Origin of the sequence: Lysinibacillus sp. C5.1 (assembly GCF_016350185.1) — a bacterium.
In the GTDB taxonomy this organism is placed as follows: Bacteria; Bacillota; Bacilli; order Bacillales_A; family Planococcaceae; genus Lysinibacillus; species Lysinibacillus sphaericus.
This window is the reverse complement of sequence record NZ_CP066226.1, coordinates 3,991,862-4,006,986: the sequence shown is the minus strand read 5'-3', so window position 1 is coordinate 4,006,986 and position 15,125 is coordinate 3,991,862. Positions and strand designations below refer to the sequence as shown.

Sequence of the window (15,125 nt, the reverse complement as noted above, 5' to 3'; positions counted from 1 at the left end):
ATAATTAGCGTGGAGGTGAATGACTGATGAAGAAAAATCAAAACAACAACCAACAAGCAAATAAAAACATGCAACGCCAAAGTGAAGAGTTTGGTTATGAAACAGACTTCAACGAAGTGCAAAAGCAAAATGCTAAAGCTGAGCAGAATAAAGCTCAAGCTTCAGGCAAATACGCTAAGAATAACCAAAACGCGAGCGAGTAATCTCTCACTTTGTAACTGCATAATTGCATTTACCTTCTAAGGGGCTGTCTAACAATCGAAAAGATGAAAAGGACAGCCCTTTTCTATATCTTGTGACACGTATTACATAGAAAGATAAAAAATTCCTGAGGTTTTTGTTATGATGGAAATTGCTATTAATTTACGAAAATTTGTACATAAATAACATGACACAGTGAAATTTGTAGTTTTCAACTACACCTTTCGCGTACAGATTGCTATAATATACTAGAGACTGCTAGATTTAGGTAGCATAGACGAAAAGGTGGGCTTCAAAAATGGCAATACCGGTAGAAGGAGAAACGATACAAATACATAGTTATAAGCACAACGGCCGCATCCACCGTGTTTGGCAAGAAACAATGGTTTTAAAAGGAACGAAAAACATTATAATCGGTGCGAATGAACGAACACTTGTGACAGAATCCGATGGTCGTACGTGGCTAACGAGAGAGCCTTCTATTTGTTATTTCCATGCGGAGCACTGGTTCAACATCATCTGCATGCTGCGTGAGGACGGTGTGTATTATTATTGTAATCTAAGCTCACCATTTGTTTTCGATAATAATGCCATTAAATATATTGACTACGATTTAGATATTAAGGTTTTTCCGGATATGTCGTATACCCTTTTAGATGAAGATGAATATGAACAACATCGACAGGAAATGTCTTACCCAGATGTAATCGATAAAATTTTAAAGCGCAATGTCGAAAAATTAATTAGCTGGATACAACAAAAAAGAGGGCCTTTTGCACCTGATTTTATCGATGCATGGACGAATCGCTATAAGTTTCAGCTCGATATGCAAGCAGATGATTGTCAGTAACACCTATTAGTTTAACTAATGGGTGTTTTTTTTCATGTAAAGGGTATTTTATAAAGAGAGGCTTCAATGAAAGTGAAAAATAGTTAGCACAAAAGTTTTACTAACTGTACTTCATGCTAAATATTGCTATAATACGTAAGGGCATTCAATATTGAATGTCTGTTTCTTTTTGAATGTATAGAAAGCCATTTAAGCAGAAATGGCTTTCAAATAAGGAAGTGAAGATAATTGGGTAGCGTAAAGCGTTATATGCGTTTTGTAAAACCATACACATGGGAAATACTTTTAACCGTATTCATTGGTATTGTGAAATTTGCGATTCCGTTATTTATTCCATTGCTTATAAAAATAGTACTTGATGATATTATTGGTGCTGATGATTTAACGGATACAGAAAAAACAAAGGAATTGTTTTATTGGCTAGGTGGAACAATTATTGTATTTTTCGTGATACGACCACCAATAGAATACTACCGTCAATACTTTGCACAGCATGTGAGTAATAAGGTACTTTTTGATATCCGAAAAGAAATTTATGCCCATCTACAGCGACTAAGCCTGAAGTATTACGCAAATACAAGAGCTGGCGAGGTCATTTCACGTGTTATTAACGATGTGGAACAAACGAAAAACTTTGTTATGACTGGTTTAATGAATGTTTGGCTTGATTTTGCAACAATTGTCATTGCGGTCGGTATTATGCTAGCAATGGATGTCAAACTAACGCTTGTTGCACTAATTGCATTCCCATTCTATGCAATTAGTGTAAAGTTCTTCTTTGGTAAACTACGAACTTTAACACGTAACCGTTCACAGGCACTTGCAGGTGTGCAAAGTTATTTACATGAGCGAGTGGCTGGGATGAGTATTATTAAAAGCTTTACGCTAGAAAAGCATGAACAACAACTATTCGATGAAGCCAATGGCGAGTTTTTTGAAAAAGCGCTAGAACATACGAGATGGAATGCCAAGTCCTTTGCAGTAGTCAATACAATTACGGACGTGGCACCATTGCTTGTTATTGCTTATGCCGGCTATCAAGTGATTAATGGCTCATTATCGCTTGGAACAATGGTTGCTTTTATCGCTTATATTGAGCGACTCTATGGACCGCTTCGTCGTTTAGTAAGTTCATCCACAACGTTAACACAATCTATCGCTTCGATGGATCGTATGTTTGAACTAATGGATGAGCCTTATGAGGTAAAAAACAAGGAAAATGCCCTTCCATTACCGCGAGCTACAGGTGAAGTACGATTTGAAAATGTAGCCTTTCAATATGAAGTGGATGGTTCGCCAATTTTAAAAAATATGAACTTTACCATAAAACCAGGGGAGACGGTTGCATTTGTAGGAATGAGTGGTGGTGGGAAATCTACTATTATTAGTTTAATCCCCCGTTTTTATGATGCGACAGCTGGAGCGGTTTTTGTAGATGGACATAATGTTAAAGATGTCACAATCCATTCATTGCGCTCACAAATTGGTATTGTGCTTCAAGATAATATTCTCTTTAGTGATTCAGTTAAGGAAAATATTTTGATGGGGAAACCAGGTGCGTCTGATGAGGAAGTAATGGCGGCTGCAAAAGCAGCTAATGCACATGACTTTATTATGAACTTACCAAATGGTTATAACACAAAGGTAGGAGAGCGAGGCGTAAAATTATCAGGTGGTCAAAAGCAACGAGTGGCCATTGCCCGTGTATTTTTAAAAAACCCACCGATTTTAATTTTAGATGAAGCGACATCAGCGCTAGATTTGGAAAGTGAAGCACTTATTCAAGAATCATTAGATGCCCTTGTGCATGATCGCACAACGATTATTATAGCGCACCGACTTTCAACCATTACACATGCTGATAATATTTTTGTTATTGAGCATGGACAATTAATAGAAGAAGGTAATCATGAACAACTAATGAAGAAGCAAGGCACTTACTATAATTTATTCCAAGTACAACATTTAGATTAAGTATCACACAATATACGAATGCCGATGATTTGCACCGTAGGGGGTTTTAAGTCCCAAATTATTTGCGTGCCTGGCACAAAAAAAGCCTTCCATTGTTAATAAAATGGAAGGCTTTTTTTGTGGAAATTTATCGATTTAACAGAAGTTTTTGGAGGAGGGGAAGAAAAATGTAGAAAATATATGTAATTTGCAGAATAATAATGATTGAAAGAGAGAAATATTTTAGTTAGAATTATCTGAAAATAGAGAATTTAGTGATAGTTAGTATATAATATTCAATAAAATTGTATTTTTTGAAAATATTGGTGAGGTGGGGCGGTTGAACATGCGAAAAAAGCTGTTAGAAGTAAAAGGGTTACAAACAACGTTTTTCACAGATGATGGACAGATTCCTGCCGTTGATGATATTGATTTTTCAGTCCATGAAGGAGAAATTTTAGGGATTGTAGGGGAATCGGGTAGTGGGAAAAGTGTCACATCTTTGTCCATTATGGGATTGATCCCTTCACCACCAGGAAAAATTACTGGTGGACAAGTACTGTTTGAAGGCAAAAATTTAGCGAAATTAACGGATAAGCAAATGCAAAGAGTACGTGGTAAGGATGTGGCGATGATTTTTCAAGAGCCTATGACTTCCTTAAATCCTTTATTTACAATTGGCGAGCAATTAAAAGAAGCAATTTTAATCCATAATCCCAAGTGGTCGAAAAAGAAGGCTTTTGCGCGGGCGGTAGAAATTATGAAACTAGTAGGATTACCACGTGTAGAGGAACTACTGAAAGATTATCCTCATCAACTATCTGGAGGGATGCGCCAACGAGTGATGATTGCCATGGCATTGGTCTGTGACCCGAAGGTGCTGATTGCCGATGAGCCGACGACTGCCCTCGATGTGACGATTCAGGCACAAATTTTGCAACTGATGAAAGATTTGAACAAGCGTATGAATACGGCTGTCTTATTAATTACGCACGATTTAGGGGTCGTAGCAGAAACTTGCGAACGCGTTATTGTTATGTACGCAGGGCAAATTGTTGAAGAAGCACCTATTCAAGATATTTTTAAAAATCCTAAGCATCCTTATACACAAGGACTTATTAAATCTGTACCAGATATGCGTTACAAAAAAGATAGCCTTTACTCAATACCTGGCAGTGTACCTAGGCCAGGCACGATAAAAGATGGCTGTCGTTTTGCAGCACGCTGTGAATTTGCAATGGAACGTTGCCTACAACAAACACCACCTTTATATGAAGAGACAGAGCAACATAGAGCAAGGTGCTTTTTACTGGAAGAACAGGAGGTGATTCAATATGTCGAAAGTGCTATTGAAAGTTGAAGGGTTAAAAAAATACTTTCCAATTCGCAAAGGATTCTTGAATACGCAAGTTGGCGATGTAAAAGCTGTGGACAATGTATCCTTTGAAGTATTCGAAGGGGAAACATTAGGTATTGTGGGCGAATCAGGATGTGGTAAGTCAACGACAGGTCGCCTTTTAATGCGCTTGCTCGAACCGACCGCAGGGAACATTGAATTCGGTGGCAAAATGCTTTCTTCCTTATCGAATAGTGAAATGCGGAAAGCACGAAGGGATATCCAAATGATTTTCCAAGACCCCTATGCTTCACTTAATCCACGCCATTCGATTGGCAAGATTTTAGAGGAGCCACTCATTGTGCATGGAATGGGCAATTCAAAAGAACGCAAGCAGAAAGTAATTGAGCTGCTTAAAATTGTTGGCTTAAATGAATATCATGTAAAACGCTATCCTCATCAATTTAGTGGAGGACAGAGACAACGCATTGGCATTGCGCGAGCGCTGATGACCAACCCGCGTTTAATTATTGCGGACGAACCTGTTTCTGCGTTAGATGTATCAATTCAGGCTCAAGTTTTAAACCTAATGCAATCTTTGCAAAAGGAACTAAAGCTTACCTATATTTTTATCTCACATGACTTAGGTGTTGTACGCCATATTAGTAATCGTGTTGGGGTTATGTATTTAGGCAAATTAGTAGAGTTGACCGCAAGTGAAAATTTATATGCAGAGCCGCTCCACCCATATACGCAGGCATTATTATCTTCTGTTCCTGTGCCTGATCCAACTTTTGAACGTGAGCAGCTTATTATATCTGGAGATATTCCGAGTGCATCCAATCCGCCGAGTGGTTGTGCATTCCATACAAGGTGTCCGTTTAAGAAGGCACAATGCTCAAGCGTTGTACCGAACATGCAAGAAGTGAAGCCGGGTCATTATGTTGCTTGTCATCTTTATGATGCGATTCAACATTGAATGATATAAAAAAGTTTTAGGGGGAAAATAGATGAAGAAAAAGAAGCTTTGGTCTTTGGGCGTAATGCTAATCCTTGTTCTCTCGACAATCTTAGCTGCGTGTAGTTCTGGCTCTGATGGCAAGGGTACAGGTTCGAAGGATACGTCAACTGGCGGAGATTCAGCTAGCAGCGGTGAAAAAACATTAGTATATGGTCGAGGTGGCGACTCCACAGCTCTTGACCCTGCAACAGTAACAGAAGGTGAATCTTTTAAAGTAACAGTGAATATCTATGAAACACTTATTAATTTTGGAGAACAAGATGTTACTTTAAAGCCTGGTTTAGCAAAATCATGGAAAGCTTCAGAAGATGGCTTAACTTACACATTCCAGCTTGAAGAAGGTGTAAAGTTCCACGACGGTTCAGATTTTAATGCAGAAGCGGTTGCAAAAAACTTTGAGCGCTGGAAAGCTGGTGCAGATAAGTTCCCATACTTTATGTCTCAATTTACGATGGGCGGGGAGCAAATCATTGAATCCATTACACCAGAAGGCGATTATACAGTTGTCTTTAAGTTGAAACAACCACAAGCACCATTCTTGAAAAATTTAGCGATGTCGCCATTTGCCATTGCTTCTCCAAAAGCATTTGAAGCGAATGACGATGCACTAATTGATAAACCAGTTGGAACAGGTCCATTCAAATTTGTAAATTGGACACGTAATGATTCTATTACAATTGAGAAAAATACTGATTATCGTATTGCAGGGTTACCAAAATTAGATAAAGTAATTTTCCGTTCTATCCCTGATAATTCAGCACGCTTAAATGCACTAAATAATGGTGAAGTAGATGTAGTAGATGGCTTAAGCCCATCAGATAAAGGATCGATTGAAACAAATGGCGATCTACAATTAATCGAACGTCCATCTATGAACGTAGGCTACCTTGGATTAACAGTAACACGTCCACCTTTCGATAACGTTAAAGTTCGTCAAGCTGTGAACTATGCCATTGATAAGCAAGCGTTAGTAGATGCGTTCTACGAAGGTTTAGCTGAGCCTGCTAAAAATCCAATGCCACCAGTTATTGCTGGCTACAATGATGATATTACAGGCTATGCTTATGACCCTGAAAAAGCAAAAGCATTGCTAAAAGAAGCAGGCTATGACGGTAAAGAAATTGAGCTATGGGCAATGCCAGTACCACGTCCGTATATGCCAGATGGTCAAAAAATTGCAGAAGCGATTCAAAAGAATTTAGCTGATGTCGGAATTCCATCTAAAATCGTCTCATTCGAATGGGCTACGTATTTAGAAAAAGCTCAAAATGGTGAAGCGGATGCGTTCTTACTTGGTTGGACAGGTGATAACGGCGATGCTGATAACTTTATTTACACATTATTAGACGCTGATAATATCGGTTCAAACAACTACACATTCTACGACAACCCTGAGTTACACAAATTATTAGTTGCTGCACAAACAGAAGTGAATGAAGACAAACGTAATGAGCTTTACAAACAAGCGCAAGTAATTATTTCTGAGGATGCACCTTGGGTTCCACTAGCACACTCTATTCCTATCTTAGCTGCAAGTACAAAAGTGACAAATTACTTTGCACATCCAACAGGTTCTGATCGTTTAGAAGCAGTAGATATGAATTAAACAATAAAGAAATAAAAATTGTCGCTACTCATAGTGACGTAACAAGATTTTTACAGCTTTGGACTTTGTCTAGAGTTGTAAAAACGGGTTGTGACTATGTTTGTCGCAACCCGTTTTTCTGTCTGACAGACAAACCATCTAAACGTCTATCGTTTGTTGAAAGCTGTCCCTTTCTACAGTATGTGTATAGACTTCATGCTTTTCGCAGCAAAAGTATAATTAGAAAATTACAGAGAGGTGAAGAAAATGCTTCACTATATGGGAAGACGTTTATTTCAATTAATCCCAGTTTTGCTTGGAATGACTTTTATCGTCTTTATGCTCATTCGTCTAATTCCTGGTAATCCTGCACAAGTTATTTTAGGTCAGCAGGCGACGAAAGAGGCGGTTGAGGCATTAAACGCAAGTTTAGGATTAGATAAACCATGGTATACGCAATATTTTGGCTATTTGGGGGGGATTTTTCAGGGCGATTTAGGCGTGTCTTTGCGTACAAAGTTACCTGTGTCACAAGAGATTTTTCCTTATTTAGCGGCAACAGCAGAATTAGCGATATTTGCAATGATTATAGCAGTCATTATTGGTGTCAATGCAGGTATTATTTCAGCTTGGTTCCAAAATTCATGGTTTGATTATACCGCTATGGTTGTTGCGTTAATTGGTGTATCTGTTCCGGTGTTTTGGTTAGGTTTAATGGAACAATGGGCATTTAGCATTCAGCTTGGTTGGTTGCCTACATCTGGACGTAATGATGTACGAGACCCGATAACCGCAATTACGCATTTTTATTTGCTGGATACACTGATGCAAGGCAGATTTGATCAATTTACAGAAGTGTTAAAGCGGTTAATCTTACCAGGGGTGGCGCTTGCTACGATTCCTATGGCGATTATTGCAAGGATTACCCGTTCGTCTATGCTTGAGGTCATGCGCTCTGATTATGTTCGAACAGCGAGAGCAAAAGGACAAAAAATGTTTATCGTCGTTTACAAACATGCATTGAAAAATGCCGTTATTCCAGTGTTAACAGTTATTGGTTTACAAACAGGGTTGCTACTAGGTGGTGCCATTTTAACAGAAACCATTTTCAGTTGGCCTGGCATTGGTCGTTATATTTATGATGCAATCGGATTCCGAGACTATCCAGTTATACAATCGGGTATTTTAGTTGTTGCTTTTATTTTCATTATGATTAATTTAATTGTCGATCTACTTTACACTGTGATAGATCCACGCATTAAATACAAATAGGAGGGAGATGCGATAATGACTGGTGCGATAGATATAAAAAAAGAAGCAATGGCAAGTCAAGAGCGAGCGGCAGGGCCTTGGAGAGAGGGCTGGCGCAGCTTTAAAAAAAGCAAAATCTCCCTTGTTGGTGCTGGTATTGTCATATTTTTTATTGTCCTTGCTGTTTTTGGCCCTTCCATTGCGCCACAAGGAATCAATGAACAGGACTTATCGAAACGATTATTGGCGCCTTCCAGTGCACATTGGTTTGGAACAGATGACTTTGGACGAGATATATTCTCTAGAATTATTCATGGTGCCCGTATTTCGTTAAGAATTGGTTTTTTTGCTGTAATTCTTTCAGTTATTGTAGGGAGCTTACTTGGAATTCTTGCAGGGTATTATGGCAAGTGGGTTGATACGATTATTTCTCGCATTTTTGATATTATGTTGGCGTTTCCTAGTATTTTATTAGCAATTGCTGTAGTGGCTGTACTTGGGCCATCATTACAAAATGCATTAATTGCCATTGCGATTATTAATGTACCAAACTTTGGGCGCTTAATTCGGTCAAAAGTGTTGAGTGTAAAAGAAGAAGAATATATCGTAGCTGCCAAAGCGATAGGGATGCGTGATTCACGTATTTTATTCTCACATATTTTACCCAATTCGATGACACCGATTATTGTGCAGGGGACACTTGCCATTGCGACGGCGATTATTGAAGCGGCTGCTCTAGGTTTCCTCGGATTAGGGGCACAGGCACCAGCACCTGAATGGGGAAAAATGCTAGCTGACGCGCGTATCTACTTACTAAAAGCACCATGGACGATGATTTTCCCAGGGTTAGCTATCATGCTTACGGTATTAGGGTTTAATTTAATGGGAGATGGTCTACGGGATGCGCTCGATCCGAAAATGAAAAGTTAATATGGTAAAGAGCCTTCTACTGAAAAGCTAGAAGGTTTTTATTTGGTAAAAAAGGGAGAATATAAAAATCTACTTTCATGTGGAGCCATTATTTGAATTTTATGTAATATTATTTTAGACTTAATGTATGTTGATACATACTTTTTGACGTAATAGCTATAAATTGAAAAATTTAAAGCAGTGTATTGGACAGTTGATTAAGGAAATGGATCGGACAATTACAATATGTAGCGAAAAGTTATTCGACTTCCGCAAGAAAGCAGTAACTGAACGTTTCTATTATTGGAGTTGCTAAAACATGTTAATCAACATATTTAAAATACTATTCACGGTTTTTTAGCAAGTATGCAAATTAAGGAGGGCTTTAACATGGGGATTAATTTACAAAAGGGACAGCGTGTAGATTTAACAAAAGGCAATGCTGGTTTAAATAAAATTAAAGTAGGCTTAGGATGGGATCCAGTAGGCCAAACAAAAAGTGGTGGCTTATTGGGTGGCTTATTTTCTAGTGGTAGATCAGGAGGCAGAGATGTTGACTGTGATTCATCAGTTTTAATGTTGCAAGATGATCGTATACTGGCAGGAGATGACGTCGTTTACTTCGGGAAATTATCAAGTAAATGCGGATCAGTTAAGCATTCTGGCGATAATTTAACAGGTGACGGTGCAGGTGATGATGAGGTCATTACAGTGGAGTTAGGAGCTGTGCCTGCACAATACAATAAATTAGTATTTGTTGTAAACATCTATGATGCGGCTGGTCGTAATCAACATTTCGGTATGATTCAAAATGCGTATATTCGCGTGTACGATGACAAGACAGGCAATGAATTAATTCGCTATAATTTAAGTGATGATTATTCGAATTTAACAACACTAGTTTGTGGTGAAATTTATCGTCACGGCAACGAGTGGAAATTTGCCGCTATTGGTAACGGTACAAACGATGTAAAACTTGGTGATGTAGTTCGAAGATATCAATAATTATAAATTATAAATTTGAGGAGGAATACAAATGGGTATTTCATTACAAAAAGGTCAAAAAGTTGATTTAACAAAAACAAATCCAGGATTATCAAATGTTATTGTAGGTTTAGGCTGGGATACGAATAAATACGATGGTGGACATGATTTTGATTTAGACTCTTCTATTTTTTTACTTGCTGATACAGGGAAAGTAGCAGACCAAAATGATTTTGTCTTCTACAACAATACTATCGGTGGTAATGGTTCTGTTGAACACTCTGGCGATAACTTAACAGGGATTGGTGAAGGGGATGACGAAATCGTTAAAGTTTCGTTAAATGAAGTACCTGCCCATGTGCAACGTCTAGCATTCACCGTTACAATCCATGATGCAGAAGCACGTAGCCAAAACTTTGGTATGGTATCGAACGCATTTATCCGCATTATTAATGCTGCGACGAATGAAGAAATTGTGCGCTATGATTTAGGTGAAGACTTTAGTATTGAAACAGCTGTTGTTGTCGGAGAACTATACCGTCACAATGGTGAATGGAAATTCAACGCAGTAGGTGCTGGATACCAAGGTGGTTTAGCGGCACTTTGTAATGATTATGGTTTAAACGTAAACTAACTTTTAACTTTATATGAGAAAGGGAGTTTCTTCTAATGGGTATTCAGTTAAGTAAAGGACAACGCATTGATTTAATGAAGCAAGACCCAGGCTTAAATAATGTAGGTATTGGTTTAGGTTGGGATGTTAAACAATTCGATGGAGGAAATGACTTTGACTTAGATGCATCTGTGTTTTTGTTAGATGCATCAGGAAAATGCCGTAATGAACAAGACTTTATTTTCTATAATAATTTAACAAGTCCAGACAAATCTGTTCAGCATATGGGTGATAACCGTACTGGTGTAGGTGATGGTGACGATGAAAAAATTCTTGTTAATTTAAAACAAGTGTCTCCTCAAATCGAAAAAATTGTTGTAACCGTGACAATTTATGATGCGGAAGGTCGCCGTCAAAACTTTGGACAAGTACTAAACGCTTATGTTCGATTAACGAACGAAGAATCCGGTTCAGAAGTACTTCGTTATGATTTAGGTGAAGATTTCAGCATAGAGACAGCGGTCGTATTTTGTGAGCTTTACCGACATAATGGCGAGTGGAAATTTGCTGCTGTTGGCTCTGGCTATCAAGGTGGTTTAGCTGCATTAATCAATGCTTATGGACTGCAATAATTAAAGTGCCGTTTATAACTAGATGGTTACGATTATGAATTGAATAGGGAAAGCGACGTAATGGAAGGCACTGTATTAGTCTGTATAAAACAGGTTGATGCAGTGTCTTTTTTACAAAATCATTCTTGAATGGGGAGAGAATTGGATGCAATATTTTGCAACAGAAGCGGAGACGATTTTTTATCAACAACCACGCAAATTTACGAAATTAGATTCACCTGATATTTTGTCCTATGCATTAGGTGCAACATTATATATGCCTGCGTCTATGCCTAACATTATTGACATGATACAATCGCAAAAATATCAAGAGTTAAAGTCACTTGTTATCGATTTAGAAGATGCAGTTGGGGATGCAGAGCTAACAAGTTGTGAAGAAAAAATTATAGAAGATATCAGTACACTTTATACATTATATCTTCACAAGGATATATTACTTGAAGATTTACCGCTTCTATTTATTCGTGTGCGTAGTGTTGAACAATTTAAGCTTTTAACCTCTAGATTAGGAAAGCGTCAAGAAGTGATTACAGGCTACGTGTTTCCTAAATTTACAGCAGTACAAGGGAGAACTTATTTTGAAATACTAGAGCAAACAATCGCACAGCATCAACTAACGTTATATGGGATGCCGATTTTAGAAAGTCATGACATTTTATATAAGGAGTCTCGCATAACAGCATTATTTGCGATTAAAGACGTACTCCGTCAATACAGAAAACGTGTACTAAATGTCCGTATTGGTGCGACCGATTTTTGTGGGATTTACGGAATTCGACGCAGAGTAGACGCAACCATTTACGATATTGCTGTAATTCGAGATTGCATTGCAGATATCGTCAATGTACTTGGGCGTGAAGAAGATGACTTTGTTATTTCGGGGCCAGTTTGGGAGTATTTCAGCAATGAGCGTGTATTAAAGCCAACGCTTAGAGCCACTCCGTTCAGTGAACAAGGAGCGTTGTTTGCCCGTAAGGCACTACTCGATGATTATTTAGATGGCCTAATGAAGGAAGTACTATTAGATCAACAAAATGGTATTTTGGGTAAAACGATTATTCATCCTAGCCATATTCGAATTGTTCATGCCTTGTATGTTGTTTCGTATGAGGAGTATTTAGATGCCATCAGTATTGTTGAAAATAATAATGGGCAAAAGGGTGTTTTAAAAAGCCATTATGCCAATAAAATGAATGAAATGAAACCACATATGAGATGGGCGCAGCAAATTTTACGCCAAGCATATATTTATGGTGTATACAATGAATCTGCAAATTTTGCCTCTCTTTTATTGAATACAACAGTAGGAGGAAAGACGGATGACGAAGCTCGACAACAAGTTGAACATTATTCAGGATTATAAAATCGCAATTGATATTACTGACAATCCTTATGATTTTGCCATAACAGATTTATTTAAAATGGCGACTCGCATTAATAAAAAGAGACAGTTTTTATTTGTTAGTACAGTTCTTGGTAAGCATTTAGCAGTCCAGCCACAAGTACCGATACTGACAGGGGCTTTACTAGCTATGATGTATTATGAGCGATTGACAGGAAAAGAGCCTTTGTTAGTACAGTCTGTTGTACAGGCTATGCAAAATAGAGATAATGTGCAAGAGATTTTGCAGCAAGTGGAGGAACAAGGATTGGAACTAGTAGAAGACGTGCTATTTATTGGCTTTGCTGAAACAGCAACAGCGTTAGGGCATGCAGTATTTAATGTTTTTAAGTCTAATGCTACGTATATTCATACGACACGTGAACTAGTGCCAGAGCTTGAACCATTTGTGACATTTGAAGAAGAACATTCACATGCCACAAGTCATCGAGTATATTGCGAACAACCAGAAAAATTGCTACAAGCAAAACAGATTGTGCTTATTGATGATGAAATAACGACGGGCAATACAGTAGTAAATATTATCGAAACCTTGCAACGAAAATTCCCTCATGTCCAACGCTACTCGGTATTATCAATTTTAGATTGGCGTTCATCTAAACAACGAGCAATGTTTGCTCAGCTAGAAGCGCAATGGGGGATAACAATAGATTTTGTAGCTATTATGTCTGGGCACTTTACTTGTGGGGGTACACCGCTTTTAACGAGCAACCAAGTAGCAGCAACATTACCGCAAACAGCTGACATAGCTTTGCTTTCAGTGGACGAGGTAGTCGAACAAAAACAGTACCATTCGATCGCTGAAAATGGCGTTATCAATAGAGCGCCATACATGTTAGCGACAGGTCGATTCACGATAACAGCCGAGCAGCATGTTGCGCAAAAGAAAACTTTGCAAGCCATCGCGGCTCAATTACGAGCACTTCGTACAGGTGGTCCAGCACTTGTCATTGGAACAGGTGAATTTATGTATGTGCCAATGCAAATAGCGACTTGTTTAGGACAGGAAGTATATTTTCAATCAACAACACGTAGTCCCATTTATTGTGCAGATGACCCTTCCTACACAATTACTGATAAAATAGCTTTCGAAAGTCCAGAAAATAATGGTGTCGAAAATTACTTATACAACTTACATAGTCATCCGTATTCGGAACTTTTTTTAGTCATAGAACGTATAGCCAATCAAGAGGTCGTTGCAAAGATAGTGCAAGCATTGAAGGCAGAGAGTAACGCAAATATTTACGTTATTTGTATGCACGACTGGAGGACTATATAATGCATGAAATAAAACAGCCAGATAAAATGGGAAGCTATTCTTCAGAAGATGTTGTGTTTTTGCTACGAGATATTAGTAACATAAGCTTAGAAATAGATAATGAACAGCGGGAACGACTTATTCAATCGGGGACACATTATTCAGAAATGTTGCCTGTAGAATATCTTCCTTCCGAAGCGTACATGACATTGTTTTATCAAACATTGGAAGACTATGCAGAACGCATTGCACTAGCTGTTGGTGTGGTGGCACAGCAAATTGTAGCACGTCAAGGTTTAGAGCATTTAGTGCTTGTTAGTCTAGCGAGAGCAGGAACGCCAATAGGTATTTTAATTAAACGATATATAAAAATGCATTATAACGTCAGCGTTCCGCATTATACGATATCGATTCTTCGTGGTCGTGGTATTGATGAGACTGCTATTCGATATATATTTACTCAGCACCCACATGCGCGCATTCAATTTATTGATGGTTGGACAGGGAAAGGGGCCATAACAAGGGAATTACAACAAGCGTGCGCAAGCTATAATGAACAAAATATTCAACAACTGGATGCTACATTAGCGGTGCTTGCTGATCCAGGACATTGTGCAGCCATTTATGGCACGCGAGCAGATTTCTTAATACCTTCCGCATGTTTAAATTCAACGGTTTCAGGTTTAGTGAGCCGTACGGTATGGAATGAGCAGTTTATGGATGGCACTGATTTTCATGGGGCGAAATATTATAAAGAACTACAAGATGCCGACGTATCCAATTTCTATATAGACCGTATCAGTGCCCATTTTACACAAGTACAGAAGGATGTAGCGCAACAACTTTGTGAGCGAAAATCATCTGCTATTACATGGCAAGGAATGGAGTCGGTTGTGGCTATTCAACAACAGTATGGCATTACCAATCATCATCTTGTAAAACCAGGCGTGGGCGAAACAACGCGCGTCTTACTTCGAAGAGTTCCATGGAAAATTTTAGTTAACCCAACATATGTACAGGAATTGGCGCACATTTTACTATTAGCCAAAGAAAAAAATGTTCAAATTGAAGAATATCCACAAATGTCCTATGCATGCTGTGGTTTAATAAAAGAAGTGTAGAGGAGAGAA

General features: G+C 38.3%; 14 protein-coding genes. All 14 read left to right on the top strand.

The window, feature by feature from the left end; genetic code table 11:
• The first annotated feature begins 26 nt into the window (after positions 1–26).
• Positions 27–203, top strand: a complete 177-nt coding sequence (locus I5435_RS19750) for a gamma-type small acid-soluble spore protein (protein ID WP_080653394.1) — start codon at positions 27–29, stop codon at positions 201–203.
• A gap of 296 nt (positions 204–499) precedes the next feature.
• On the top strand, positions 500–1,051 hold the full coding sequence (gene ntdP, locus I5435_RS19745; RefSeq protein WP_024364550.1) for a nucleoside tri-diphosphate phosphatase: 552 nt from the start codon (positions 500–502) through the stop codon (positions 1,049–1,051).
• A gap of 249 nt (positions 1,052–1,300) precedes the next feature.
• Positions 1,301–3,025 (top strand): ABC transporter ATP-binding protein, encoded by a 1,725-nt coding sequence (locus I5435_RS19740; RefSeq protein ID WP_443136949.1) that lies wholly within the window; start codon positions 1,301–1,303, stop codon positions 3,023–3,025.
• 325 nt (positions 3,026–3,350) lie between these two features.
• Complete coding sequence (locus I5435_RS19735) at positions 3,351–4,364, top strand: ABC transporter ATP-binding protein (RefSeq protein WP_231785152.1); 1,014 nt, start codon at positions 3,351–3,353, stop codon at positions 4,362–4,364.
• Positions 4,339–5,319 (top strand): ABC transporter ATP-binding protein, encoded by a 981-nt coding sequence (locus I5435_RS19730; RefSeq protein WP_025220606.1) that lies wholly within the window; start codon positions 4,339–4,341, stop codon positions 5,317–5,319. The genes I5435_RS19735 and I5435_RS19730 overlap by 26 nt, the downstream gene beginning before the upstream one ends.
• A gap of 31 nt (positions 5,320–5,350) precedes the next feature.
• A complete protein-coding gene (locus tag I5435_RS19725) occupies positions 5,351–6,967 on the top strand; it encodes an ABC transporter substrate-binding protein (protein ID WP_337982846.1) in 1,617 nt (538 codons plus the stop codon).
• A 246-nt stretch (positions 6,968–7,213) separates the two neighbouring features.
• Complete coding sequence (locus tag I5435_RS19720) at positions 7,214–8,218, top strand: ABC transporter permease (RefSeq protein ID WP_024364555.1); 1,005 nt, start codon at positions 7,214–7,216, stop codon at positions 8,216–8,218.
• Between the two features lie 15 nt (positions 8,219–8,233).
• Positions 8,234–9,127, top strand: a complete 894-nt coding sequence (nikC, locus tag I5435_RS19715; RefSeq protein ID WP_029747432.1) for a nickel transporter permease — start codon at positions 8,234–8,236, stop codon at positions 9,125–9,127.
• 369 nt (positions 9,128–9,496) lie between these two features.
• Positions 9,497–10,111, top strand: coding sequence for a TerD family protein (locus tag I5435_RS19710; protein ID WP_024364557.1), 615 nt, complete (start codon positions 9,497–9,499; stop codon positions 10,109–10,111).
• 31 nt (positions 10,112–10,142) lie between these two features.
• Entirely contained in the window at positions 10,143–10,724 is a 582-nt protein-coding gene (locus I5435_RS19705; RefSeq protein ID WP_025220602.1) for a TerD family protein, read from the top strand.
• A gap of 35 nt (positions 10,725–10,759) precedes the next feature.
• Positions 10,760–11,335 (top strand): TerD family protein, encoded by a 576-nt coding sequence (locus tag I5435_RS19700; RefSeq protein ID WP_025220601.1) that lies wholly within the window; start codon positions 10,760–10,762, stop codon positions 11,333–11,335.
• A gap of 145 nt (positions 11,336–11,480) precedes the next feature.
• A complete protein-coding gene (locus I5435_RS19695) occupies positions 11,481–12,698 on the top strand; it encodes an HpcH/HpaI aldolase/citrate lyase family protein (RefSeq protein ID WP_337982845.1) in 1,218 nt (405 codons plus the stop codon).
• The gene (locus tag I5435_RS19690; protein ID WP_337982844.1) at positions 12,655–14,016 is read left to right on the top strand and encodes a phosphoribosyltransferase family protein; all 1,362 of its coding nucleotides are present in this window, start codon (positions 12,655–12,657) and stop codon (positions 14,014–14,016) included. The genes I5435_RS19695 and I5435_RS19690 overlap by 44 nt, the downstream gene beginning before the upstream one ends.
• Positions 14,016–15,116, top strand: a complete 1,101-nt coding sequence (locus tag I5435_RS19685) for a cysteine protease StiP family protein (RefSeq protein WP_337982843.1) — start codon at positions 14,016–14,018, stop codon at positions 15,114–15,116. The genes I5435_RS19690 and I5435_RS19685 overlap by 1 nt, the downstream gene beginning before the upstream one ends.
• Positions 15,117–15,125: the final 9 nt, after the last annotated feature.

Excerpts from the sequence above, each read along its gene's own strand:
- I5435_RS19720 (WP_024364555.1), top strand. The coding sequence starts at position 7,214 with ATGCTTCACTATATGGGAAGACGTTTATTTCAATTAATCCCAGTTTTG.
- I5435_RS19685 (WP_337982843.1), top strand. The coding sequence starts at position 14,016 with ATGCATGAAATAAAACAGCCAGATAAAATGGGAAGCTATTCTTCAGAA.
- I5435_RS19700 (WP_025220601.1), top strand. The coding sequence starts at position 10,760 with ATGGGTATTCAGTTAAGTAAAGGACAACGCATTGATTTAATGAAGCAA.
- I5435_RS19710 (WP_024364557.1), top strand. The coding sequence starts at position 9,497 with ATGGGGATTAATTTACAAAAGGGACAGCGTGTAGATTTAACAAAAGGC.
- I5435_RS19705 (WP_025220602.1), top strand. The coding sequence starts at position 10,143 with ATGGGTATTTCATTACAAAAAGGTCAAAAAGTTGATTTAACAAAAACA.
- nikC (WP_029747432.1), top strand. The coding sequence starts at position 8,234 with ATGACTGGTGCGATAGATATAAAAAAAGAAGCAATGGCAAGTCAAGAG.
- ntdP (WP_024364550.1), top strand. The coding sequence starts at position 500 with ATGGCAATACCGGTAGAAGGAGAAACGATACAAATACATAGTTATAAG.
- I5435_RS19690 (WP_337982844.1), top strand. The coding sequence starts at position 12,655 with ATGACGAAGCTCGACAACAAGTTGAACATTATTCAGGATTATAAAATC.
- I5435_RS19695 (WP_337982845.1), top strand. The coding sequence starts at position 11,481 with ATGCAATATTTTGCAACAGAAGCGGAGACGATTTTTTATCAACAACCA.
- I5435_RS19730 (WP_025220606.1), top strand. The coding sequence starts at position 4,339 with ATGTCGAAAGTGCTATTGAAAGTTGAAGGGTTAAAAAAATACTTTCCA.
- I5435_RS19725 (WP_337982846.1), top strand. The coding sequence starts at position 5,351 with ATGAAGAAAAAGAAGCTTTGGTCTTTGGGCGTAATGCTAATCCTTGTT.
- I5435_RS19750 (WP_080653394.1), top strand. The coding sequence starts at position 27 with ATGAAGAAAAATCAAAACAACAACCAACAAGCAAATAAAAACATGCAA.
- I5435_RS19735 (WP_231785152.1), top strand. The coding sequence starts at position 3,351 with ATGCGAAAAAAGCTGTTAGAAGTAAAAGGGTTACAAACAACGTTTTTC.
- I5435_RS19740 (WP_443136949.1), top strand. The coding sequence starts at position 1,301 with ATGCGTTTTGTAAAACCATACACATGGGAAATACTTTTAACCGTATTC.